General features: G+C 55.9%; 23 protein-coding genes. 21 read left to right on the top strand and 2 right to left on the bottom strand.

All coding sequences use genetic code 11. The annotated features are described in order from the left end of the window. The first annotated feature begins 3 nt into the window (after positions 1-3). The 14 genes from AB5Y76_RS20915 to AB5Y76_RS20850 all read left to right on the top strand — a co-directional run bounded on the left by AB5Y76_RS20915 (position 4) and on the right by AB5Y76_RS20850 (position 10,974). Positions 4-798: a ParA family protein gene (locus AB5Y76_RS20915; protein ID WP_005334696.1), complete on the top strand. Its 795-nt coding sequence runs from the start codon at positions 4-6 to the stop codon at positions 796-798. Further along, a complete protein-coding gene (locus AB5Y76_RS20910) occupies positions 795-1,667 on the top strand; it encodes a chemotaxis protein CheW (protein ID WP_158112156.1) in 873 nt (290 codons plus the stop codon). The genes AB5Y76_RS20915 and AB5Y76_RS20910 overlap by 4 nt, the downstream gene beginning before the upstream one ends. A gap of 69 nt (positions 1,668-1,736) precedes the next feature. Continuing rightward, the gene (locus tag AB5Y76_RS20905; RefSeq protein WP_005298836.1) at positions 1,737-2,225 is read left to right on the top strand and encodes a chemotaxis protein CheW; all 489 of its coding nucleotides are present in this window, start codon (positions 1,737-1,739) and stop codon (positions 2,223-2,225) included. A gap of 28 nt (positions 2,226-2,253) precedes the next feature. After that, positions 2,254-2,631, top strand: a complete 378-nt coding sequence (locus AB5Y76_RS20900) for a DUF2802 domain-containing protein (RefSeq protein ID WP_179904039.1) — start codon at positions 2,254-2,256, stop codon at positions 2,629-2,631. Positions 2,632-2,829: 198 nt separating this feature from the next. Further along, a complete protein-coding gene (gene ccmA / locus AB5Y76_RS20895) occupies positions 2,830-3,474 on the top strand; it encodes a cytochrome c biogenesis heme-transporting ATPase CcmA (RefSeq protein ID WP_005353659.1) in 645 nt (214 codons plus the stop codon). Between the two features lie 4 nt (positions 3,475-3,478). Beyond that, positions 3,479-4,147: a heme exporter protein CcmB gene (ccmB, locus tag AB5Y76_RS20890; RefSeq protein WP_005353658.1), complete on the top strand. Its 669-nt coding sequence runs from the start codon at positions 3,479-3,481 to the stop codon at positions 4,145-4,147. Positions 4,148-4,317: 170 nt separating this feature from the next. Next, positions 4,318-5,058 (top strand): heme ABC transporter permease, encoded by a 741-nt coding sequence (locus tag AB5Y76_RS20885; protein ID WP_005334687.1) that lies wholly within the window; start codon positions 4,318-4,320, stop codon positions 5,056-5,058. Between the two features lie 2 nt (positions 5,059-5,060). Then, positions 5,061-5,267, top strand: coding sequence for a heme exporter protein CcmD (gene ccmD / locus AB5Y76_RS20880; RefSeq protein WP_263716839.1), 207 nt, complete (start codon positions 5,061-5,063; stop codon positions 5,265-5,267). Beyond that, positions 5,264-5,755 (top strand): cytochrome c maturation protein CcmE, encoded by a 492-nt coding sequence (gene ccmE / locus AB5Y76_RS20875; protein ID WP_005334685.1) that lies wholly within the window; start codon positions 5,264-5,266, stop codon positions 5,753-5,755. The genes ccmD and ccmE overlap by 4 nt, the downstream gene beginning before the upstream one ends. An 82-nt stretch (positions 5,756-5,837) precedes the next feature. Further along, on the top strand, positions 5,838-7,793 hold the full coding sequence (locus AB5Y76_RS20870) for a heme lyase CcmF/NrfE family subunit (protein WP_263716838.1): 1,956 nt from the start codon (positions 5,838-5,840) through the stop codon (positions 7,791-7,793). Beyond that, the gene (locus tag AB5Y76_RS20865) at positions 7,790-8,320 is read left to right on the top strand and encodes a DsbE family thiol:disulfide interchange protein (protein ID WP_005353655.1); all 531 of its coding nucleotides are present in this window, start codon (positions 7,790-7,792) and stop codon (positions 8,318-8,320) included. Before AB5Y76_RS20870 ends, AB5Y76_RS20865 begins: the two co-directional genes overlap by 4 nt. 11 nt (positions 8,321-8,331) lie before the next feature. After that, complete coding sequence (locus tag AB5Y76_RS20860; protein WP_005334682.1) at positions 8,332-8,811, top strand: cytochrome c-type biogenesis protein; 480 nt, start codon at positions 8,332-8,334, stop codon at positions 8,809-8,811. Then, positions 8,808-10,076 (top strand): c-type cytochrome biogenesis protein CcmI, encoded by a 1,269-nt coding sequence (gene ccmI / locus AB5Y76_RS20855; RefSeq protein WP_129503548.1) that lies wholly within the window; start codon positions 8,808-8,810, stop codon positions 10,074-10,076. The genes AB5Y76_RS20860 and ccmI overlap by 4 nt, the downstream gene beginning before the upstream one ends. Positions 10,077-10,161: 85 nt before the next feature. Further along, positions 10,162-10,974 carry a VacJ family lipoprotein gene (locus AB5Y76_RS20850; protein ID WP_021229893.1) on the top strand — a complete coding sequence of 271 codons (813 nt, stop codon included), beginning with the start codon at positions 10,162-10,164 and terminating at the stop codon, positions 10,972-10,974. A gap of 112 nt (positions 10,975-11,086) precedes the next feature. Here AB5Y76_RS20850 and sodB read toward each other — a convergent pair whose 3' ends face one another. Beyond that, a complete protein-coding gene (gene sodB, locus AB5Y76_RS20845; RefSeq protein WP_005334664.1) occupies positions 11,087-11,671 on the bottom strand; it encodes a superoxide dismutase [Fe] in 585 nt (194 codons plus the stop codon). A 288-nt stretch (positions 11,672-11,959) separates the two neighbouring features. Here sodB and AB5Y76_RS20840 point away from each other — a divergent pair, with 288 nt between their 5' ends. The 6 genes from AB5Y76_RS20840 to AB5Y76_RS20815 all read left to right on the top strand — a co-directional run bounded on the left by AB5Y76_RS20840 (position 11,960) and on the right by AB5Y76_RS20815 (position 19,214). Then, complete coding sequence (locus tag AB5Y76_RS20840) at positions 11,960-12,304, top strand: Grx4 family monothiol glutaredoxin (RefSeq protein WP_005353650.1); 345 nt, start codon at positions 11,960-11,962, stop codon at positions 12,302-12,304. 359 nt (positions 12,305-12,663) lie between these two features. Continuing rightward, positions 12,664-13,668, top strand: a complete 1,005-nt coding sequence (tdcB, locus tag AB5Y76_RS20835; RefSeq protein ID WP_005334660.1) for a bifunctional threonine ammonia-lyase/L-serine ammonia-lyase TdcB — start codon at positions 12,664-12,666, stop codon at positions 13,666-13,668. Positions 13,669-13,679: 11 nt separating this feature from the next. Continuing rightward, positions 13,680-15,011, top strand: coding sequence for a threonine/serine transporter TdcC (gene tdcC / locus AB5Y76_RS20830; RefSeq protein WP_263716837.1), 1,332 nt, complete (start codon positions 13,680-13,682; stop codon positions 15,009-15,011). A 202-nt stretch (positions 15,012-15,213) separates the two neighbouring features. Beyond that, positions 15,214-16,422: a propionate kinase gene (tdcD, locus tag AB5Y76_RS20825; RefSeq protein ID WP_263716836.1), complete on the top strand. Its 1,209-nt coding sequence runs from the start codon at positions 15,214-15,216 to the stop codon at positions 16,420-16,422. Between the two features lie 44 nt (positions 16,423-16,466). After that, the gene (gene pflB, locus AB5Y76_RS20820) at positions 16,467-18,761 is read left to right on the top strand and encodes a formate C-acetyltransferase (RefSeq protein WP_263716835.1); all 2,295 of its coding nucleotides are present in this window, start codon (positions 16,467-16,469) and stop codon (positions 18,759-18,761) included. A gap of 69 nt (positions 18,762-18,830) precedes the next feature. Then, on the top strand, positions 18,831-19,214 hold the full coding sequence (locus AB5Y76_RS20815) for a RidA family protein (RefSeq protein WP_263716834.1): 384 nt from the start codon (positions 18,831-18,833) through the stop codon (positions 19,212-19,214). A gap of 81 nt (positions 19,215-19,295) precedes the next feature. Here AB5Y76_RS20815 and AB5Y76_RS20810 read toward each other — a convergent pair whose 3' ends face one another. Further along, complete coding sequence (locus AB5Y76_RS20810; protein ID WP_047434271.1) at positions 19,296-20,507, bottom strand: RsmB/NOP family class I SAM-dependent RNA methyltransferase; 1,212 nt, start codon at positions 20,505-20,507, stop codon at positions 19,296-19,298. 393 nt (positions 20,508-20,900) lie between these two features. On the opposite strand from AB5Y76_RS20810, the gene pdxH reads away from it, so the two are divergent. Continuing rightward, on the top strand, positions 20,901-21,539 hold the full coding sequence (pdxH, locus tag AB5Y76_RS20805; protein WP_005334637.1) for a pyridoxamine 5'-phosphate oxidase: 639 nt from the start codon (positions 20,901-20,903) through the stop codon (positions 21,537-21,539). The last annotated feature ends 8 nt before the right edge of the window (positions 21,540-21,547 follow it).

Raw genomic sequence — 21,547 nt, 5'->3', positions numbered from 1 at the left:
ACAGTGATTGTTTGGACGGTTGCCAACCAGAAAGGTGGTGTGGGTAAAACCACCACAGTGGTCTCGCTTGCGGGGATCCTGGCCCAGCGTGGCCAGCGGGTGCTGTTGATTGATACCGACCCCCATGCTTCGCTGACTGCATATCTTGATTTTGATTCAGATCGCCTGGATGGAACCCTCTATGAGTTGTTTCAAGCTGTCAAACCGACAGCCGAGCTTGTCAATAAACTGACGCTCAAGACCAAATTCGAAAATATCAACTTACTGCCAGCATCTATTACCTTGGCGACCCTTGATCGGGTGATGGGCAATCGTGAGGGGATGGGACTGGTACTGAAGCGGGCACTGCTGCGCATCCAGGATCAATATGATTACGTGCTGATCGATTGCCCGCCAGTGCTGGGGGTGATGATGGTCAACGCGTTGGCTGCCTGCGATCGCATTCTGGTGCCTGTCCAGACCGAATTTCTGGCCCTCAAGGGGTTGGAGCGGATGATGAAAACATTCGAGATCATGCAGCGTTCCAAGCGTGACAAGTTCCGTTATACCGTGATCCCGACCATGTTCGACAAGCGCACTCGTGCCTCTCTGATGACCTTGAAGTCGATCAAGGATCAATATGGGGATTCAGTGTGGAATGCGGTAATCCCTATTGATACCAAGTTTCGGGATGCCAGCTTGCTGCATATCCCCCCGTCTATCTATTCTCCCGGGAGTCGTGGAACCTATGCATATGAAACGCTGCTCAACCATCTTGATGCCCTTGAGCGGCAACGGGTTCATGAGGTGACGGCATGAGAGATACCATTCAAGTTCGGGCGATGGATGACTATTTCCATTCCCTGCTGCTCGATGAGCCACTGGCGCTGGATGAGGTAGAAGAGGCTCAATCTGCCCCTGTTTTACAGTTGCAACGTCAGCCCCAAAGCGTCCCTGAGGTAGTCGCCGCACCTTACCTCGAAAGCGATCCACGGCTTGCCCAACTTGGTGAACTATTGGCTCAGGTGGGACAAGTCCAGTTCGAAAATGATGCCTTCACCCAGGAGATAACACTCACCACTCCGCTGGAGATTGTGGCAGAGGAATCACTGCTGCCGGTGGAGCCTGAATGGCCTGAGGAGGTTCTGCTTCCCGAGGTTGCAGAGCCCCATACTACTATCCTGACCGAAACGGCGCTGGAGGTTGCTCCGGTAGAGGCCAGTGAACCGGTTGCTTGGGAAAATATCGATACCGGTAAAGAGTTTCAGGCCCTTTTCTTTGAAGTCGCAGGCGTGACGTTTGCGGTGCCGTTGACCGAGCTGGGTGGTATTCATCAGCTGGGCGAGATCACCTCCCTGTTTGGCCAACCGGGTTGGTACAAGGGGATCATGACCTCCCGCGAGCAGAAGATGAATGTGGTCGATACTGCCCAGTGGGTCATGCCGGGTCAGCATCTCGAGATGGATGATTACAAGTATCTGATTATGCTTGGTGAATCGCCGTGGGGATTAGCCTGCCACCATCTCAAAGGGACTGAATTGTTACACCGTGACCAGGTGAAATGGCGCCATCAGGAGGGCAAGCGCCCCTGGTTGGCTGGCATGGTCAAAGAAAAAATGTGTGCCCTGTTACACGTCCGCGAACTGCTCCTGTTGCTGGAGCGTGGGGTTAACATAGAAGGTCGCTGATAACTTCTGCAATCGAGCTGTTTTATTGCTAGTTTTAGCAGTAGACGTTTTCATAAAAGGAATAAAAACATGACAGAAAAGCGCAATATTGCACAGAATCTGGCCGAAGACGAAGTGCTGCAATGGGTAACCTTCCAACTGGAAAACGAAACCTACGGCATCAATGTGATGCAGGTTCAGGAGGTGTTGCGCTACACCGAAATTGCACCGGTGCCGGGTGCGCCTGAGTACGTACTGGGGATCATCAACCTGCGTGGCAATGTGGTGACTGTCATCGATACCCGTTCCCGTTTCGGTCTGCCTTCCGGTGATGTGAGTGAAAACTCCAGGATCGTGATCATCGAGGCCGAGAAGCAGGTGATTGGCATCATGGTCGACAGCGTGGCAGAAGTGGTTTATCTGCGCTCTTCCGAAATCGATGCGGCACCTGCGGTCGGTACTGAAGAGAGCGCCAAGTTTATTCAGGGGGTGAGCAACCGCGATGGGCAACTGCTGATCCTGGTTGACTTGAACAAGCTGCTCTCCGATGAAGAGTGGGAAGATATCGGTTCCCTCTGATAAGTAAGGTGATGTTTTGATAATCGAGATGGTTGCCTTGGGGTTGTCCCTGATTGCCTTGGCGTTTGCCTCTTATATCTGGTTCAAGAGCAAGCGCGGCAAGCAGGAGTCCGAGGCCAGTGTGGCAACCCTGCAAGGTCAGTTGGAAAGCTTGCGCAAGCAGATGATGGAACTCCATACCGGCGCTATTGGCATGGGGCAGCGTCTGCAGTCGGTGGAAGGGGCGATGCAGCAGGTCAATGAGCGCCAGCAAGAGCTGACCATGCAGGACCCCGAACGCAGGCTCTACAGCCGAGCGGCCAAGATGGTCGAACTGGGCGCCGATCTTGATGAAGTCATGAGTGAGTGCGAGTTGCCAAAGGCAGAGGCAGAGCTCTTGATATCGTTGCGAAAAGGTCGCTCTTGATGATTCAGGAAGGCAATTGCCTTCCTGAATTTTATGGCGTGCAGCCGCTTGTCTCCCAGCTGCGTTGAGCTGGCGGTTTCTACCGTATTTTCTTTGTGATCCCGGTCGCCAGTCAGTTCAATTGTTGCATCTTTGAAAAGACGTATTCCAATACTGTGTTAAGATGCAGACCGCTTCATTTTCTCTGAAAAAATCCCCATGCTGCTTCAAGTTAACAATCTGAGCTGCGTGCGCGAAGATCGCACTCTGTTTGAACACCTCTCTTTCTCTGTTGCGCCTGGCGATCTGGTGCAAATTGAAGGGCCCAACGGGGTCGGCAAGACCAGCCTGTTGCGGTTGTTGACCGGGCTGTCGCAGCCGTTTGCCGGTGAGGTGTGCTGGAATGGGGAGAATATTCGTCACTGTCGTGATGAGTATCATGCCAATCTGCTCTATCTCGGCCATCAGCCCGGTGTCAAAGCGGCGCTGACCCCTTTTGAAAACCTGAAGTTCTACCAGCAGTTACATCACCCGCAGCAAACAGAGACTGACTTGTGGCAGATATTGGCCCGGGTAGGGCTGGCCGGATTTGAAGAGAACCCGACCGGGCAACTCTCTGCCGGCCAGCAACGCCGGGTGGCTCTGGCCAGACTCTGGCTGTCACAGAAACCGGCACTCTGGATCCTCGATGAGCCCTTTACCGCCATCGACAAGCAGGGGGTCAAGGTGCTCGAACAGCTCTTTCTGGCCCACGCCGAGCGGGGCGGCATGGTGATCCTCACCACCCATCAGGATCTGACCCTGATGCAGGGACGGCTGAAGACTATCTCGTTGACCCCCTTCGCCTCGACATTGCAGGAGTAACGCCATGTTGCGCGCTGTTATGCACCTTATTCACCGTGAACTGCTGATGGCTCTGCGCCAGCGTTCCGATATTCTCAATCCGCTCTGGTTTTTCCTCATCGTCATCACCCTGTTTCCGTTAGGGATTGGCCCGGAGCCCAAACTGCTGGCCCGTATTGCCCCGGGGATCATCTGGGTGGCGGCGCTATTAGCGGCCATGTTGTCGCTGGAGCGGCTGTTTCGCGACGACTTTGCCGATGGCGCGCTGGAGCAGATGATGCTGATGCCGCACCCGCTGGGCTTGCTGGCGCTGGCGAAAGTGGTCGCTCACTGGCTGCTGACCGGCTTGCCGCTGCTGCTGATCTCTCCTTTGCTGGCGATTTTGCTGTCGCTGGATATGAACACCTATCTGGCTGTCGTCGCGACGCTGGCACTGGGCACTCCAGTATTGAGTCTGCTCGGCGCGGTCGGGGTTGCGTTGACGGTGGGATTGCGCAAAGGCGGGGTGCTGCTCAGTCTGCTGATCCTGCCGCTCTATATTCCGGTACTGATTTTTGCCACCTCAGCCATCGATGCTGCGGGGATGAGCTTGCCCTATGGCGGGCAGCTTGCCATTCTGGCCGCCATGCTGGTGGGGGCTTTGACACTGACGCCGCTGGCTGTGTCGGCAGCGTTGCGGGTCAGCCTCAACTGATGGCAGTGAGCTGAACCAGATTTGGCTTCGAATGGGGCCTTTTTGCGAAAAATAATGTTGCGATGGATCAAGGAGAGTGCCGCTTATTGCTTTCGGGGTATTTGATGCTGCCCCGTGGTCGGTATGGTAGGCCTCGCCAAACGATTAATAACAAAAAGGTTTTGTGAGCTATGTGGAAATGGTTGCACCCTTATGCCAAACCGGAGCGTGCCTATCAGCTGGCAGGCACGTTGTTGCCCTGGTTTGCGGTGATTAGTCTGCTCTCGTTTGTGATCGGTACTGTCTGGGGCCTCGCGTTTGCGCCAGCGGATTACCAGCAGGGAGATTCGTTCCGGATCATCTATATCCACGTGCCTTCCGCCATTCTCTCCATGGGAGCCTACTCCACCATGGCGGTGGCCGCCTTTATCGGCCTGGTGTGGCAACTGCGGATGGCGGACATGACGGTTGCAGCCATTGCGCCGGTCGGCGCCGTATTTACCTTTATTGCCCTCTTTACCGGTGCCGCCTGGGGCAAACCCATGTGGGGAACCTGGTGGGTGTGGGATGCGCGGCTCACCTCTGAACTGATCCTGCTGTTTCTCTACCTCGGCGTGATTGCCCTCTACAACGCCTTCAGCGACAAGGTGGTCGCTGGCCGTGCCGCTGGCATTCTGGCACTGGTGGGGGTGATCAACCTGCCCATCATCCACTACTCGGTGGAGTGGTGGAACACCCTGCATCAGGGGGCCACCATCACCAAATTTGACAAACCCTCCATTTCACCCGAGATGCTCTGGCCGCTGCTGATCATGATCCTGGCATTTGCCGCGTTTCTCGGTGCCCTGACCCTGATGCGTTTTCGCAATGAACTCCTGATGCGGGAGTGGCATCGCCCCTGGGTCAAAGAGATTGCAGAGCAGGAGAAGTAAGCATGCACTTTGCCTCTTTCAGTGATTTTTTTGCGATGGGCGGTTACGCCTTCTATGTCTGGCTCTCATTTGGCCTGACGCTGGTGTGTCTGGTCGGCATCATCATTTCTACCCGCATGAAAACCCGCAGCCTGCTCGCCGAGTTACGCAGCAAACAGGCGCGTGAGGCCCGTCGCAAGGCGGCCCAGCAGATGGAGAACACCCTATGAATCCGAGACGCAAAAAACGCCTCACCATCATTCTGGCCATTACCCTGGGTCTGGCGACCGTCAGCGGGCTGGTGCTCTACGCCCTCAGTCAGAATATCGACCTCTTCTACACCCCGAGTGAGCTGGTGGAGGGGAAGGGGCCGGACAAGATCAAGCCGGAAGAGGGGCAGCGCCTGCGCATCGGTGGATTGGTCGTGCCGGGATCGGTACAGCGGGATCCCCAGAGCCTCAAGGTGGCCTTCAAGCTGGTGGATAACGGCGGTCATCTGGTGAAGGTCGAGTTTGACGGCATCCTGCCTGATCTGTTCCGTGAAGGGCAGGGGATTGTTGCCCAGGGCACCCTCAAGGATGCCACGACCGTAGAGGCGTTCGAGGTGCTGGCCAAGCACGATGAGAACTACATGCCGCCAGAAGTGGCCGATGCCACCAACGGTATGCACTTCAAGCCGGAGTATACCGAGGCGCAGTTGAAGGGAGCCAAGCAGTGATCCCTCTGGTGTTTGCCTTTTCCGCTTTGCCTGCCGTGCGTGGTGCGGCTGTTGTCACCGTTCAATTGAAAGGAATGCCTTCATGATCCCGGAATTAGGTCAGTTTGCGCTGATCCTGGCCTTTGCCACCGCCCTGCTGCTGGGCAGCTACCCGCTGCTGGGCGCTAGTTGGGGGCGTCTTGGCATGATGTCGGCGGCCCGTCCGCTCGCCTATGCCCAGTTCTTGCTGCTGCTGCTGTCGTTTCTCTGCCTGACCTGGGCCTTTATCGATAACGACTTCACCGTGCAGTATGTGGCCACTAACTCCAATAGCCTGCTGCCGCTCGCTTATCGCATTTCCGCCGTATGGGGCGCCCACGAAGGTTCCCTGCTGCTGTGGGTACTGACCCTGGGTGGCTGGACTGCGGCGGTGGCCATGTTCAGCCGCCGTCTGCCGCTCGATGCTGTCGCGCGGGTACTCGGTGTGCTGGGGCTGATCTCGGTCGGCTTCACTGCTTTCGTGTTGTTCACCTCCGATCCCTTCACCCGTACGTTGCCCTATTTTCCGGTCGATGGCCGTGACCTCAATCCGCTGCTGCAGGATCCGGGTCTGATCTTTCATCCGCCGATGCTCTACATGGGTTATGTAGGCTTCTCGGTGGCGTTTGCCTTTGCAATTGCTTCGCTGATGACCGGTCGTCTCGATGCAACCTGGGCCCGTTGGTCGCGCCCCTGGACCATGGCGGCCTGGGTATTCCTGACCCTGGGCATAGTGCTCGGCTCCTGGTGGGCCTACTATGAGCTCGGCTGGGGCGGTTGGTGGTTCTGGGATCCGGTAGAAAACGCCTCGTTTATGCCCTGGCTGGCGGGTACCGCTCTGCTGCACTCGCTGGCGGTGAGCGAGAAGCGCGCCACCTTCAAGGCGTGGACCGTGCTGCTGGCCCTCTCTGCCTTCTCGCTGAGCCTGCTGGGTACCTTCCTGGTGCGCTCCGGCGTGCTGGTGTCGGTGCATGCGTTTGCCTCGGATCCGACCCGCGGCCTGTTTATTCTCGGCTTCCTGCTGGCGGTGATCGGTTCATCCTTGCTGCTGTTTGCCTTCAAAGGTTCGCAGGTGAAGAGCCACGGCAAACACGAGCTGTGGAGCCGCGAGACCCTGCTGCTTTGCAACAACATCATGCTGGTGGCGGGTCTGCTGACCGTGCTGCTCGGTACCTTGCTGCCGCTGGTGCACAAGGAGCTGGGGCTGGGGAGCATCTCTATCGGTACTCCCTTCTTCAACCACATCTACAGCTGGCTGATCATCCCGTTTGCCCTGCTGCTGGGGGTTGGCCCGCTGTTTCGCTGGCGTCGTCAGGAGCTGGGGGAACTCAAAAGCAAGGTGGTCGTGGCACTGGTGCTGAGTCTGGCCGCAGCCTTGCTGTTGCCGCTGCTCTTTGCCGAAACCTTCAAGCCGTGGGCGGCGGTAGGGATTGGTCTGGGCGCCTGGATCATCGTCACCAGCGTGCAGGAGACCTGGGCGCGGGCTACCCACAAGCACAGCTTTGCAATCGGTGTGCGCAAGCTTGGCAATAGCCACTGGGCCATGATCCTCGGCCATGTGGGGTTGGCTGTCAGCATCATAGGTATCGCCTGCACCCAGAATTACAGCATCGAGAAGGATCTGCGGATGCAGGCGGGTGATCGGGTGCACTTTGCCGATTACGAGTTCGTCTTTGCCGGGATCAAGGAGAAGAACGGCCCCAACTACGATGGCTTCAAGGGCGTGCTGGAAGTGCACAAGAATGGCAAGCAGGTCGCCCTGCTCAAGCCCGAGAAGCGGATGTATAAGGTGAGCCGGATGCCGATGACCGAAGCGGCCATCGATGCCGGTATCACCCGCGATCTCTATGCGGCGCTGGGGGAACAGCTCGACAACGGTGCTTGGGCGGTGCGGATCTACTACAAGCCGTTCGTGCGCTGGATCTGGTTCGGCGGCGTCTTTATGGCTATTGGTGGCGTGCTGGCGATGCTCGACAAGCGTTACCGTTTCGGCCGTCGTGAGGAGGAGGCCAAGGCATGAACAAAAAGACCTGGTTGTTTTTAATCCCCTTTATCGTCTTTTTGCTGGGGGCCGTGTTCCTGTTCAAGGGGCTCTACTCCGATCCCACCAAGCTTGAGTCCGTGATGGTGGGCAAAGAGGTGCCGGTGTTCACCCTGCAGGACATTTACGATCTGAACAAGCAGCACGATCGCAGTATCCTGACCGGTCGCCCCATGCTGCTCAACGTCTGGGCTACCTGGTGCCCGACCTGCTATGGCGAGCACACCTACCTCAAACAGCTGGCAGGGCAGGGCATTCCCATCATCGGCATGAACTACAAGGATGAGCGTGACAAGGCGATCAAATGGCTGGCGGAGCTGGGCAACCCCTATCAGGTCAACCTCTATGATCCGGACGGCATGCTGGGGCTGGATCTCGGGGTATATGGCGCGCCGGAAACCTTCTTTATCGACAGCAAGGGGATCATCCGGTATCGCCACGTGGGGGATATCAACCCCGAGAACTGGGCATCGACCCTCAAACCCATCTTTGATGCCATGAAGTGAGGGGAGTCTTGATGAGAGTATTTATTGCTTCCCTGCTGCTGTTGCTGGGATGGGTGGTGCAAGCGCCGGCCATGGCCGCTATCGATGTCTACACCTTTGACAACGACAATCAGGAGCAGGTCTTTCGCGAACTGACCAAGGAGCTGCGTTGCCCCAAGTGTCAGAACCAGGATATCGCCGACTCCAATGCTGGGCTGGCCAAGGACTTGCGCGACAAGACCTACCAGATGGTGCGCGAGGGCAAGGATAAAGAGGAGATAGTGGATTACATGGTGGCCCGCTACGGCAACTTTATCCTCTATAACCCGCCCCTGATGGCCTCCACCCTGATCCTCTGGCTCGGCCCGCTGATGGTGATCCTGATCGGTGGTGCCGTGGTCGTGATGCGCAGCCGCCGGCCCCCAGCGGTGAAAAAACAACTGGATAACGCCTTGAGCGAGGAGGAGCAGCGCCGACTGGCCGAGCTGCTCAAAGAGGAAGAGAAACAATGACCGCTTTTTGGATAGTGATTGCGGGCTTGCTGGTGCTGGTGAGTCTGGCGCTCGTCGTGCCGCTGTGGCGTGGTGAAGGCAAACAAAGCATCAGTCGCTCGGCGCTCAACAAACAGCTCTATCGCCAGCGGCTGCTGGAGATTGGCGAAGAGCGCGAGCAGGGTGTCTTGGCTGAGGAGTCTGACTCGCTGGTCGAGCTGCAACGAAGCCTCTTGGATGATATCCCTGATGTGGAGCAGACCGCCCGCAGTGGCAAGAGTCTGATCTGGATCCCGGGTGTGCTGGTGCTGTTGGTGGTGAGTCTGGGGCTCTATTACAAGTTGGGCTCCTGGCAAGAGGTGAGTCGCTGGCAAGATGCCAGCAGCCGTCTTGGTGAGCTGAGCAACCGCATTCTGGTGGAACGCGATGCCCAGGTGACCGAGCAGGATCTGCTGGATTTCACGCTGGCACTGCGTACCCGCCTCAAGGATGAACCGAACGACTACCGCGGCTGGCTGCTGCTGGGACGTTTGGCGCTGGATGGCAATGATCCTGAAATGGCCAGCGAGGCGCTGGAGCGGGCCTACACGCTGGCTCCCCAGAAGTCGCTGGTGGCGGTGCCTTATGCGCAGGCGCTGATGATGACGGGGGATGAGGCGCAAGCGGATGCCCTGTTGCAGGCTGCTATCGCGCAGGATCCGGAAAATATTGAAGCGCGTTCCGTCTATGCCTTTATGGCGCTGCAAAAAGAGGACTTCCAGACCGCGCTGGCTCGCTGGCAGGCGATGTTGCCACTGATGGAGAAAGGTACTCCCCGTTACGTGATGGTCGAGCGCTCCATGGAGTATGCCCGCGCGCAGCTCAAGCAGCGCGGCATCGAGGTGACGAATTCAGGCGCAGCCAAAGCGGGCGCAGTTGAGGGACAACCGCTGGCGGTGAAGGAGGGGGAATTCCCCATCCACGTCACGTTGGCGGCGGGCATTCAGATGCCGGAAGATGCCCATCTCTTCGTCTTTGCCGTGGTGCCCAACGGGCCGCCTATGCCCATCGCCGTGAAGCGTATCGCAGGGCCAACCTTGCCTGTTACCCTGTCACTCGGGGATGGCGATGCCATGATGGAAGGCAGCAAACTGGCGGCCTATCCGGAGCTGCAGTTCAAGGCACGTCTCTCGCGCGGCGGCAATGTGATGAACAAGGAAGGAGCCTTCGAAGGGGTATCCGTGCCGGTCAAGACGGCCGAGATCCCTGCTGCTCCGATTGACATCCGCATCGATCACGCCCTCTAATATGCCTTTGGATAACCCGGCTCCTGGATAGGTGCCGGGTTATCTATACTTCTGATAAATCAAAATAAAACGTCAGGACAATCATATGTATCTTCGTTCAGGGGCCATACTGGCAGCCCTCTTGCTGGCTGGCTGTGCCGGTGGCCCACCCAAGCCTGGCCCAGAGAGTCTGGATCTCAATCCCGGCATGAATAATCCAGGAGCCACCAGTACGGCGGCCGATCCGCGCGATCCCTTCCAAGGTGCTAACCGGGCCATGTGGGCGGTCAACTATGATGTGCTGGAGCCCTATGTGGCACGTCCTGTGGTACATGCCTATGCCCGCTACATTCCGGTAGGGGTGAAGGATGGCATTGCCAACTTTGTTGCCAACTTTGATGAGCCAAGCAGCATGGTGAACCATCTGATCACCGGTGATTTGAAGGGGGCGGGCACCAACCTGGGGCGCTTTACCCTCAACACCACGGTCGGTCTGCTGGGTATCTTCGATGTGGCCAAACATGCCGGCCTCGAGCGCAACAAGCTGGAAATGGACACAGTGCTGGGCAGGGCCGATATCGGTAATGGTGCCTACATTATGGTACCTGTCTACGGCCCGACCACCACCCGGGAGCTGGTTGGCGATACCATTGATACCATCTATTTCCCCTATGCCTTGCTGACAATCCCGCTGAGGGTTACCCATTGGGTGCTAGATGGCTTGGGTAATCGCGCCAAGCTGATCGATCAGGAGCGGATCATCGACAACTCCCTCGATCCTTATGCGCTGACCAAGGACTTCTACCTGCAATATAACCAGGGCAAGGTGACGGGCAAGCAGACCGAGCTCAAAGCGTCTCAGCAAGAGCAGGCTGACGATGCCAATCTGGATGAATACATGGACGAGCTGGACCAGTAAGCGGGTCATCTCGATATGTAAAAGGCGCCTGCGGGCGCCTTATTCATTTACGCAGCCATATCGAGATAAAAAAACGCCCCGCAGTGCGGGGCGTTTTGGCAAGCGAGGCTGATTAGGCAGCCAGATTCTTGGCCACGAATTCCCAGTTAACCAGAGCCCAGAAGGTTTCCATGTACTTCGGACGCAGGTTGCGGAAGTCGATGTAGTAGGCGTGCTCCCACAGGTCAACAGTCAGCAGCGGGGTGGTACCGGCTTCAGTCAGCGGGCAGCCAGCGTTGGAGGTGTTGACGATAGCCAGAGAGCCGTCAGCTTTCTTCACCAGCCAAGTCCAGCTGGAACCGAAGTTGCCGATGGCTGATTTGGTGAAGGCATCTTTGAACTCGGCGAAGGAGCCGAATGCCTTGTTGATGGCATCAGCCAGGGCGCCAGTCGGCTCGCCACCGCCATTCGGGGAGAGGCAGTGCCAGTAGAAGGTGTGGTTCCAGATCTGGGCGGCGTTGTTGAAGATGCCGCCGTTGGAGGTCTTGATGATCTCTTCCAGAGACTTGCCTTCAAACTCTGTACCCGGCACCAGATTGTTCAGGTTGACCACGTAGGTGTTGTGGTGCTTGCCGTGGTGATATTCCAGAGTTTCCTGGGAGATGTGCGGTTCCAGAGCGTTGATTGCATAGGGCAGAGCGGGAAGTTCGAATGCCATTTTCTACTCTCCATTGGCTGGACCGTGCGAAGGCGACGGTTGCAAGACATTGCGTACTCTTTTCTATATGTGAAAAGAGTTGTTTTTAAAATGATGGGGCTGGGTAGCCCAAAGCCAAGGGATTGTAGCAGTATCAAAGATGGCCTAACAACTCTTGATTGGCGCCATGATCACGATCAATCCTGTGTGGGTTCTTTGCACAATTCGAGCCGGGCCACCCCTTTGTCAGTTTGTGCTCGGGCAAGATTGCAGTAGAATGGCCGCCGAAATCGCTCTAGTGAGGCACCTATGGAAACTATTGAAAAGATTAAGCAGCAGCTGGCTGACAACCCCATCATCATCTACATGAAGGGCTCCCCCAAGCTACCCAGCTGTGGCTTCTCTGCCCAGGCCTCCCAGGCTCTGATGTCCTGCGGCGAGCCGTTTGCCTACGTTGATATCCTGCAGAATCCGGATATCCGCGCCGAATTGCCAAAATTCGCCAACTGGCCGACCTTCCCCCAACTGTGGGTTGAAGGTGAGCTGATCGGTGGCTGTGACATCATGATCGAGATGTTCCAGGCTGGCGAGTTGCAGGCTCTGATCAAAGAGACTGCTGCCAAGTACAAGAAAGATGATGCTGCAGCCGAGTAATCGGTTCTGTGTTGTCGAGAGGGAGCCTTATAGGCTCCCTTTTTTATTGTCCCGGTTCTGGCAGGCAAGCAACTGATTGCCGGTTGCAAAATGCAACGCAATTGCCCTGAAAAATCTAATCTTTACGGCTTTGTTTTGGAGTTGTTAATTATATTGCTTGCCAATATCTGATTACTTTTTTTAATCCATTTGGATTCAAGTGTTGCTGCCATCACATTTTTTGATAATTTCACCGTAACGCAGTCTCTTTGTAGATTTTTTTGTGTTTATGCTCACATTAATTGCAAGTGATAGAACCTAGTATCGCTTCGCCCTGTGAAATAAAACCCTACAAATTAATAAATAAAAAGAGATTTGCGATGAAGATGTATAGCAATCTGCCCATTGGTCTTCATGATATTACTGAAGCCAAAAAAAGACTGACCAATCATATATACAAGACCGCGCAACTACCCTCCAACTACATCAGCGAACGTTGCCATGGCGAGGTTTACCTCAAGCTTGAAAACATGCAACGTACAGGCTCTTTTAAAATTCGTGGTGCCTTCAACAAACTCAGTTCATTAAGTCTGGAAGACCGACAAAAAGGTGTTGTCGCCTGCTCGGCGGGCAATCATGCCCAAGGTGTATCACTCTCCAGTGCTATGTTGGGAATTGATGCCAAGGTGGTCATGCCTTGCTGTGCCCCCAAATCAAAAATTGCTGCAACCAGTGACTATTCAGCCAAAGTGATCCTTCATGGAAATAGCTTCAATGACACCATTGCCAAAGTCAGCGAAATCGTGGAGATGGAAGGCCGCGTATTTATCCCCCCCTTCGACGATGCAAAAGTGATTGCCGGCCAGGGCACCATTGGCCTGGAAATTATCGAAGATTTGTATGATGTCGATAACATCATAGTACCGATCGGTGGCGGTGGTTTGATTGCCGGTGTTGCCATGGCTATCAAATCTATTAATCCGACCATCAAGGTGATTGGTGTGCAATCCGAGAATGTGCACGGTATGGCGGCCTCTTTCTATGCCGGTACCATGACCAATCACAGAACCAGCAGCACGCTGGCCGATGGCTGTGATGTGGCAAGACCCGGTTCACTGACCTTCGAAATCGTCAAACAATTGGTGGATGATATTGTACTGGTCACCGAGGATGATATTCGTCATAGCATGGTTGACCTTATTCAGCGCAACAAGGTGATTACCGAAGGGGCGGGAGCTCTGGCCTCGGCAGCGCTGCTCAGTGGCAAGCTGAAACATTATGTCGAAGGTAAAAAGACCGTCAGCATTATTTCGGGTGGCAATATTGATCTGACCCGGATCGCCGAAATTATCGAACAGAACAATATTCGTCAATTTAGCCTGTAAGGAATGCAGTCATGATATTAGACAGTGTTGTCACCGGCAGTAAAGAGAATACACGTGCATGGCGTAAATCGGATACCACATGGGGATTAGGTCTGTTCGGTACTGCTATCGGGGCGGGGGTCTTGTTCTTTCCAATCCGGGCCGGATATGGTGGCCTGATCCCAATATTAATCATGCTGGTGCTGGCTTACCCCATTGCATTTTATTGCCACAGAGCGTTGGCCAGATTATGTCTTTCTGGCAGTAATCCATCGGCAAATATTACCGAGACCGTTGAAGAATATTTTGGCAAAATGGGTGGAGTAGTAATTACCTTCCTCTATTTCTTTGCCATCTGCCCATTGCTGTGGATATATGGTGTGACGATCACCAATACCTTTATGGCATTTTGGGAGCATCAACTACAGTTGGTTCCGCTTAATCGAGGTGTGGTTGCACTGGCATTGTTGATGTTGATGGCATTCGTGATCTACTTCGGTAAAGATCTGATGGTCAAGGTGATGAGCTATCTGGTCTTTCCCTTTATTGCCAGTCTGATCGTTATCTCTCTCTCCCTCGTCCCGTACTGGAACAGTGCCGTCTTTGATCAGGTCAATCTGAGCGAGATATCGATGTTTGGTCACGATGGTATTCTGGTTACCGTCTGGCTGGGGATCTCCATCATGGTCTTCTCCTTCAACTTCTCGCCGATTGTCTCCTCTTTCATCGTCTCCAAACGGGAAGAGTATGAGCAGGAGTTCGGTCGTGATTTTACCGAGAAGCGCTGCTCGAAGATTATCTCCGGTGCCAGCATGCTGATGGTGGCCGTGGTGATGTTCTTTGCCTTCAGCTGCCTCTTTACCCTGTCACCGCAAAATATGGCGGAAGCCAAAGCCCAGAACATTCCGGTGCTCTCCTATCTGGCCAACCACTTCTCCTCAATGACGGGCAGCAAGTCTGCGTTTGCCACCACTTTGGAGTATGCGGCGTCCATCATTGCGCTGGTTGCCATCTTCAAATCCTTCTTTGGCCACTATCTGGGGACGCTGGAAGGGTTGAACGGCCTTATCCTCCGCTTTGGCTATCAGGGCGACAAAAGCAAGGTTTCCAGTAAAAAACTCAACATGGTCAGTATGTTGTTCATCATGGGTTCGACCTGGCTGGTCGCTTATGTGAACCCCAACATCCTCGACCTGATTGAGGCAATGGGGGCGCCAATCATCGCTTCCCTGCTCTGTCTGCTGCCGATGTATGCGGTGAGCAAGACACCGGCACTTGCAAAATATAAAGGTCAGGCCAGCAACCTGTTTGTCACCATCATCGGTGTGCTGACCATCCTGAATATAGTTTCCAAGCTGTTCTGAAAACCTTTTCTGCAAGTCATCAACCATTCAGGCCCCCCTGGCGGGGTCTGGATGGTGCAGTCAGACATGAGCAATAACCGGTTCTTCGTTGGCCACAATTATGTGGGCCCTGGGTAAGGCTTGCCGTGATTTGGCCACCACACTCAGTGGTAAATTTGTTCTGACTGCAGTGACTCGACATCATAAATATCGAGGCGATGTAATGAAGTTTGATTCGTTGGTTCTGGTTATCAATTGCGGCTCTTCGTCGGTCAAATTCTCGGTACTGGACAGTAAAACCTGCGAGGTGGCGATATCCGGTATAGCGGATGGTATTGATACAGCCCATCCCCAATTGCAAGTGGGTAAAGAGCCCGCAATGTCATTACCTGAAAATAACCACACCTGTGCATTGGCTGCCATCGCGGCGGAGTTGAAAAAACGGAATCTGCTGGATGCCATTGCACTGGTGGGTCATCGAATTGCTCATGGTGGTAGTGAATTTAGTGAAGCCGTGATCATTGATGAACATGTATTGGCCAAAATCAAGCAGGTGTCACCTTTGGCTCCCCTGCACAATCACGCCAATTTAAGTGGCGTGATGGCCGCCCGCCAGCTATTTCCTGACCAGCTCCAAATTGCGGTATTTGATACCGGCTTTCACCAGACCCTCAAGCCGGAAGCCTATATCTATGCGCTGCCTTACCAATATCTGCAGGATTACGGCGTGCGCCGCTATGGCTTCCATGGCACCTCCCATCGCTATGTTGCCGAGCAGGCTTGCGTATTTATGGGACTGGATGAGCTGCATGCCGGTCTGGTAATCGCCCATCTGGGCAATGGCGCCTCTATTTGTGCGGTACAGGATGGCAAGAGTGTCGATACCTCGATGGGGATGACCCCGCTGGAGGGGCTGATTATGGGCAGTCGCAGCGGTGATATCGACTTTGGTGCGCTGGCCTATATCGCCAGCAAGACCGGGCAATCCATCGAGGATATCGAGCGGATATTGAATAAGCAGTCCGGTTTGCTCGGTATTTCCGGCCTCTCTTCCGATATGCGCGTACTGGAGGCGGCTTATCACGAAGGGCACCCCGGCGCAAGACTGGCGATCCACGCCTTTGTTCACCGTATTGCCCGCCATATCGGTGGCCATGCCACCTCATTGCGCCGGCTGGATGCCGTTATTTTCACCGGCGGTATTGGCGAGAACTCGGCCTTTATCAGAAAGCTGGTATGCGAACGACTTCGGGTATTTGGCGTAGCGATCAGCGAGCCGTTTAACCAGCGCCCCAATAGCGAGGGCTGCCGGGTAATTTCGGCGGCAGAGTCCATGGTGCTGGCGGCGGTTATTCCAACCAATGAAGAGAAAATGATCGCGCTGGATGCCATTCGTCTGGGGCAGCAGGTTCGTCAGGCCGAGTGCGTCTGACATCTTCCACTCTTGTGTCATGAGTAGTGAATGAGGTTTATTTGATGAAAGTTGATATGCAATTGGATCAGGATAAATTCCGACAGGCATGGCAAGGGTTTGCCGGTGAAAACTGGAAGCACGAGATCAACGTCCGTGATTTTATCCAGCAGAACTACACCCCCTATGAAGGTGACGAACAGTTTTTAGCAGATGCGACCGAAGCGACCACCACTTTATGGAACAAGGTGATGGATGGGATCCGCATCGAGAATGCCACCCACGCACCGGTCGATTTTGATACCAATATTGCCACGACCATTACTGCCCACGGGCCGGGTTATATCGAGCAGGGGCTGGAAAAGATTGTTGGCCTGCAAACCGACAAGCCCCTTAAAAGAGCGCTGCATCCGTTTGGCGGCGTAAATATGATCCGCAGCTCTTTTGAAGCATATGGCCGGGAGATGGATCCTGAATTTGAATATACCTTCAGCGAATTGCGCAAAACCCATAACCAGGGCGTGTTCGACGTCTACTCTCCCGAGATGTTGCGCTGCCGAAAATCAGGGATTTTGACCGGTTTGCCGGATGGTTACGGCCGTGGTCGCATTATCGGAGATTATCGTCGGGTCGCGCTTTATGGCATAGATTATCTAATCCGTGAGCGGGAGCTGCAGTTTGCCGATCTGCAACCGGCGCTCGAGCGGGGAGAACAGCTGGAGCAGGTGATCCGTCAGCGCGAGGAGCTGGCAGAGCACAAGCGGGCACTGGCGCAGATCAAGCAGATGGCGGCCAACTACGGCTTTGATATCTCCGGGCCGGCACGTACTGCCCAGCAGGCGGTGCAGTGGCTCTACTTTGCCTATCTGGCGGCGGTGAAGTCGCAAAATGGCGGGGCCATGTCCCTCGGTCGCACCGCCACCTTCCTCGACATCTATATCGAGCGGGATCTGAAGGCGGGGCTCATCAGCGAGCAGGATGCCCAGGAGCTGGTCGATCACTTCATCATGAAGATCCGCATGGTACGCTTCCTGCGTACTCCCGAGTTTGACTCCCTCTTCTCCGGCGATCCCATCTGGGCGACCGAGGTGATCGGCGGCATGGGGCTGGATGGTCGCACCCTGGTGACCAAGAACTCCTTCCGCTACCTCCACACCCTCAAGACCATGGGGCCAGCGCCCGAGCCCAACCTCACCATCCTCTGGGCGGAAGGGCTGCCGCGGGCCTTCAAGACCTATGCGGCTCGCGTCTCCATCGATACCTCATCCCTGCAGTATGAGAATGATGACCTGATGCGCACCGATTTCGAGAGCGATGATTACGCCATCGCCTGCTGCGTGAGTCCCATGGTGATCGGCAAGCAGATGCAGTTCTTCGGTGCCCGCGCCAACCTGGCCAAGACCCTGCTCTACTGCATCAACGGTGGGGTGGACGAGAAGCTGAAGATCCAGGTCGGCCCGAAAGTGGCGCCTATCATGGACGAGGTGCTGGATTACGACACCATCATGGCCAGCCTCGACAGCTTTATGGATTGGCTGGCGGTGCAGTACATCAGCGCGCTCAACCTTATTCACTATATGCATGACAAATACAGCTACGAGGCTTCCCTGATGGCACTGCACGATCGCGACGTCTATCGCACCATGGCCTGCGGTATCGCCGGTCTATCGGTAGCGGTCGATTCGCTGGCAGCCATCAAGTACGCCCGGGTCAAGCCGGTGCGCGATGCGGATGGGCTGGCGGTCGATTTCGTGATTGAGGGGGAGTATCCCCAGTATGGCAACAATGACGAGCGGGCCGACTCCATCGCCTGCGATCTGGTCGAGCGCTTTATGAAGAAGATCCAGGCGTTGCCGACCTACCGCAATGCGGTGCCGACCCAGTCGATCCTGACCATCACCTCCAACGTGGTCTATGGCCAGAAGACCGGCAACACCCCGGATGGTCGCCGCGCCGGTGCGCCCTTTGCGCCGGGGGCCAACCCGATGCACGGTCGGGATAGGAAAGGGGCGGTCGCTTCGCTCGCCTCGGTAGCCAAGCTGCCGTTCAAATATGCCAAGGACGGGATCTCCTACACCTTCTCCATCGTGCCGGGAGCGCTCGGCAAGGAGCCGGCCAATCGCGAGAACAATCTGGTGGGGTTGATGGATGGCTACTTCCATCATGAGCGGGATGTGGAAGGAGGCCAGCACCTCAACGTCAACGTGATGAATCGCGAGATGCTGCTGGATGCCATCGACAATCCGGACAAGTACCCCAGCCTGACTATCCGGGTCTCCGGCTATGCGGTGCGCTTCAACGCCCTGACCCGCGAGCAGCAGCAGGACGTCATCTCCAGAACCTTCACCAACATGATGTAACTCTCATGCCCGGGGTGAGCAGGCTTGCTCCGGGCCTACTTTTTGTTTGTCAGCACGAGGAAGTAACAGATGCGACAGGTTATCACTACCAAGGCGGCGCCGAGCGCCATCGGCCCCTATGTGCAGGCCACCCGGATTGGCAACATCCTATACACCTCCGGTCAGATCCCGCTGGACCCGGTGAGCGGCGACGTTGCGGAGGGGATCGAAGCGCAGACCCTGCGCTCCCTGCAAAACGTACAGGCGATTGTCGAGGCAGCAGGCGGCGAGGTGCGCAACATCTTCAAGACCACGGTGTTTGTCTCGGATCTGAACGACTTTGCTACGGTCAACCGGGTCTACAACGACTTCTTCACCGAGCACGATGCCATGTATCCGGCTCGCTCCTGCGTAGAAGTTGCTCGGTTACCGAAGGATGTGAAGATCGAGATAGAGGCGATTGCTGCGCTGTAACCCCATCGGGAGTGTGTCAGCAAGCCAAAACAGAGCGGCTGCCAATGGCAGCCGCTTTTGTCTATATGGTCATCGGGCAGATCAGGCGATCCGTTCGATACGAGCCATGTAGAAGCCGTCGAAGCCGGTCTCGGACGGGCTCACGGTGTGATCGTCACGCAGACGGAAGTTTTCGTTGGCGGCGAGGAACTTGTCCACCTGCTGGCGGTTCTCCTCGGGCAGGATGGAGCAGGTTGCATAAACCAGCAGGCCGCCGACTTTCACCATCTGGCTGTAACGCTGCAGGATCTCTTCTTGCAGCGCGACCAGCACCGGCAGACGCTCGGCGGTATCACGCCACTTGGCATCCGGATTGCGCTTGAGTACGCCCAGACCGGAGCAGGGCACGTCCAGCAGTACGCGGTCGGCGCTCTCTTTGAGGCGCTTGACGGTCTTGCTGCTGGTGATGACCCGGGTCTCCACGTTGTGGGCACCGGCGCGACGAGCGCGTTGCTTGAGGTTCTCCAGCTTCCACTCTTCCACATCCATTGCCAGCAGACGGCCTTTGCCCTGCATCATGGCGGCGATATGCAGGGTCTTGCCACCAGCACCGGCACAGGCGTCGATAACGCGCATGCCTGGGGCAACTTCCAAAGCGGCAGCAACCAGCTGGGAGCCTGCGTCCTGCTGTTCGAAGCAACCATCGGCAAAGGCCTTGGTACGGAACAGGGCGGCGTCGGAGGTGACCTGCAGGGCAGTCTCCACACCTTCAACCGGAATGGTGGTGACCTGTTCTTTGGCCAGCATGGCCTGCAGCTCATCACGGGTGCACTTGAGGGTGTTGACCCGCAGGTAACGCTTGGGCATCCAGGCCAAGGCTGCACGCTCGGCAGGCCAGGCTTCACCCAGCTGCTCGCTGCCCAGTTTCTCCAGCCAGCTCGGGCAACCATCCATCAATACCGGGTTCTTCTTCGCCTCGGTCAGACGGCGGCGGAATGCTTCTTCATTGAAGCGATCCAGGGTCGGGTGGTTGGGCTGGGCAATTTTGTGGAATGCGTGCCAGCTGTGAAGCAGCGGCCAGACATTCTTTTCGGCCTGACGCACCTGAATACCGGTGAGGAAACAATAGAGGCTGAGACGGCGCAGCAGGTCGCCGGTGACCAGGGCAATCCTTGCCTGTTCTTGCGGTTTGAGTTCGATGCCGGAGAAGTGACGGGCATAAGCGCGGTCGAGGGTAAGACCCTGACCGAGCACATCGTCAACAATGGCAACGACCAGATCCCCGAAACGGGGCAACAGTGGGGATTTGAGCATGAGATTAACCTTGGCCAGATAAAGATGAATCACCCCGGTAGCGGGATGATTCTGAAACAGACAAACGGCGCAATGATAGGTGGAAGGGGGATGCGGTGCAAGGTGGATATTCGGCGAGTCATGCAGTATCTGGCTCGGTTGCTCCATGTAAATGAGCTGCAACTGACCGGCCGCGATTCCTGATTTCAGGGAAATTTACGGCAGTGCGACTTGCCAACTGTATAACCATGGAAAATAAGTCGGAAAGATGAGCGAAAGAGGTGCCCTATGGCCAAGGCAGGGTGAATGTTGTCCCTGATACCAGGTTTACAAGGTCGCTTTATCGGGCGCACAATGCCTGAAATCATTCTCTTGATGGTCGTGGAACCATTATTTATTTGAAGGAAAATCAAGATGATGGATGTTGCTGATCTGCGCCGGGAGTATACCCGTGGCGGGCTGCACCGGGCCGATCTGCCGGCCGAGCCGCTGGCGCTGTTCGAGAAGTGGTTGGCGCAGGCTTGTGAGGCCAAACTGACCGATCCCACCGCCATGGTGGTGGCGACGGTGGATGCCGAAGGTCAGCCCTGGCAGCGTACCGTGCTGCTCAAGCACTACGACGCCCAAGGGATGGTCTTTTACACCAACATGGGCAGCCGCAAGGCGCAGCAGCTGGAAGGCAACCCCCGTATCAGCCTGCTCTTCCCCTGGCACACGCTGGACAGACAGGTGCATGTGACCGGTCGGGTGGAGAAGATGAGCACCTTCGAGGTGATGAAGTATTTCCACAGCCGTCCCAAGGATAGCCAGATCGCTGCCTGGGTCTCCAAGCAGTCGACCCGCATCTCGGCCCGCGGCGTGCTGGAGGCCAAGTTCCTCGAGCTCAAGCAGAAGTTTGCCAATGGCGAAGTGCCGCTGCCGAGCTTCTGGGGCGGATTCCGGGTGGTGATCGAGACGGTGGAGTTCTGGCAGGGGGGCGAGCACCGGCTGCACGACCGCTTCTACTACACCCGCGACGGGGATGGCTGGCATATCGAGCGTCTGGCACCCTGAGCGCGCTG

It is taken from the genome of Aeromonas sp. R1-2, assembly GCF_040908505.1.
Lineage (GTDB): Bacteria > Pseudomonadota > Gammaproteobacteria > Enterobacterales > Aeromonadaceae > Aeromonas > Aeromonas veronii.
This window is presented reverse-complemented; position numbering and strand designations above follow the sequence as displayed.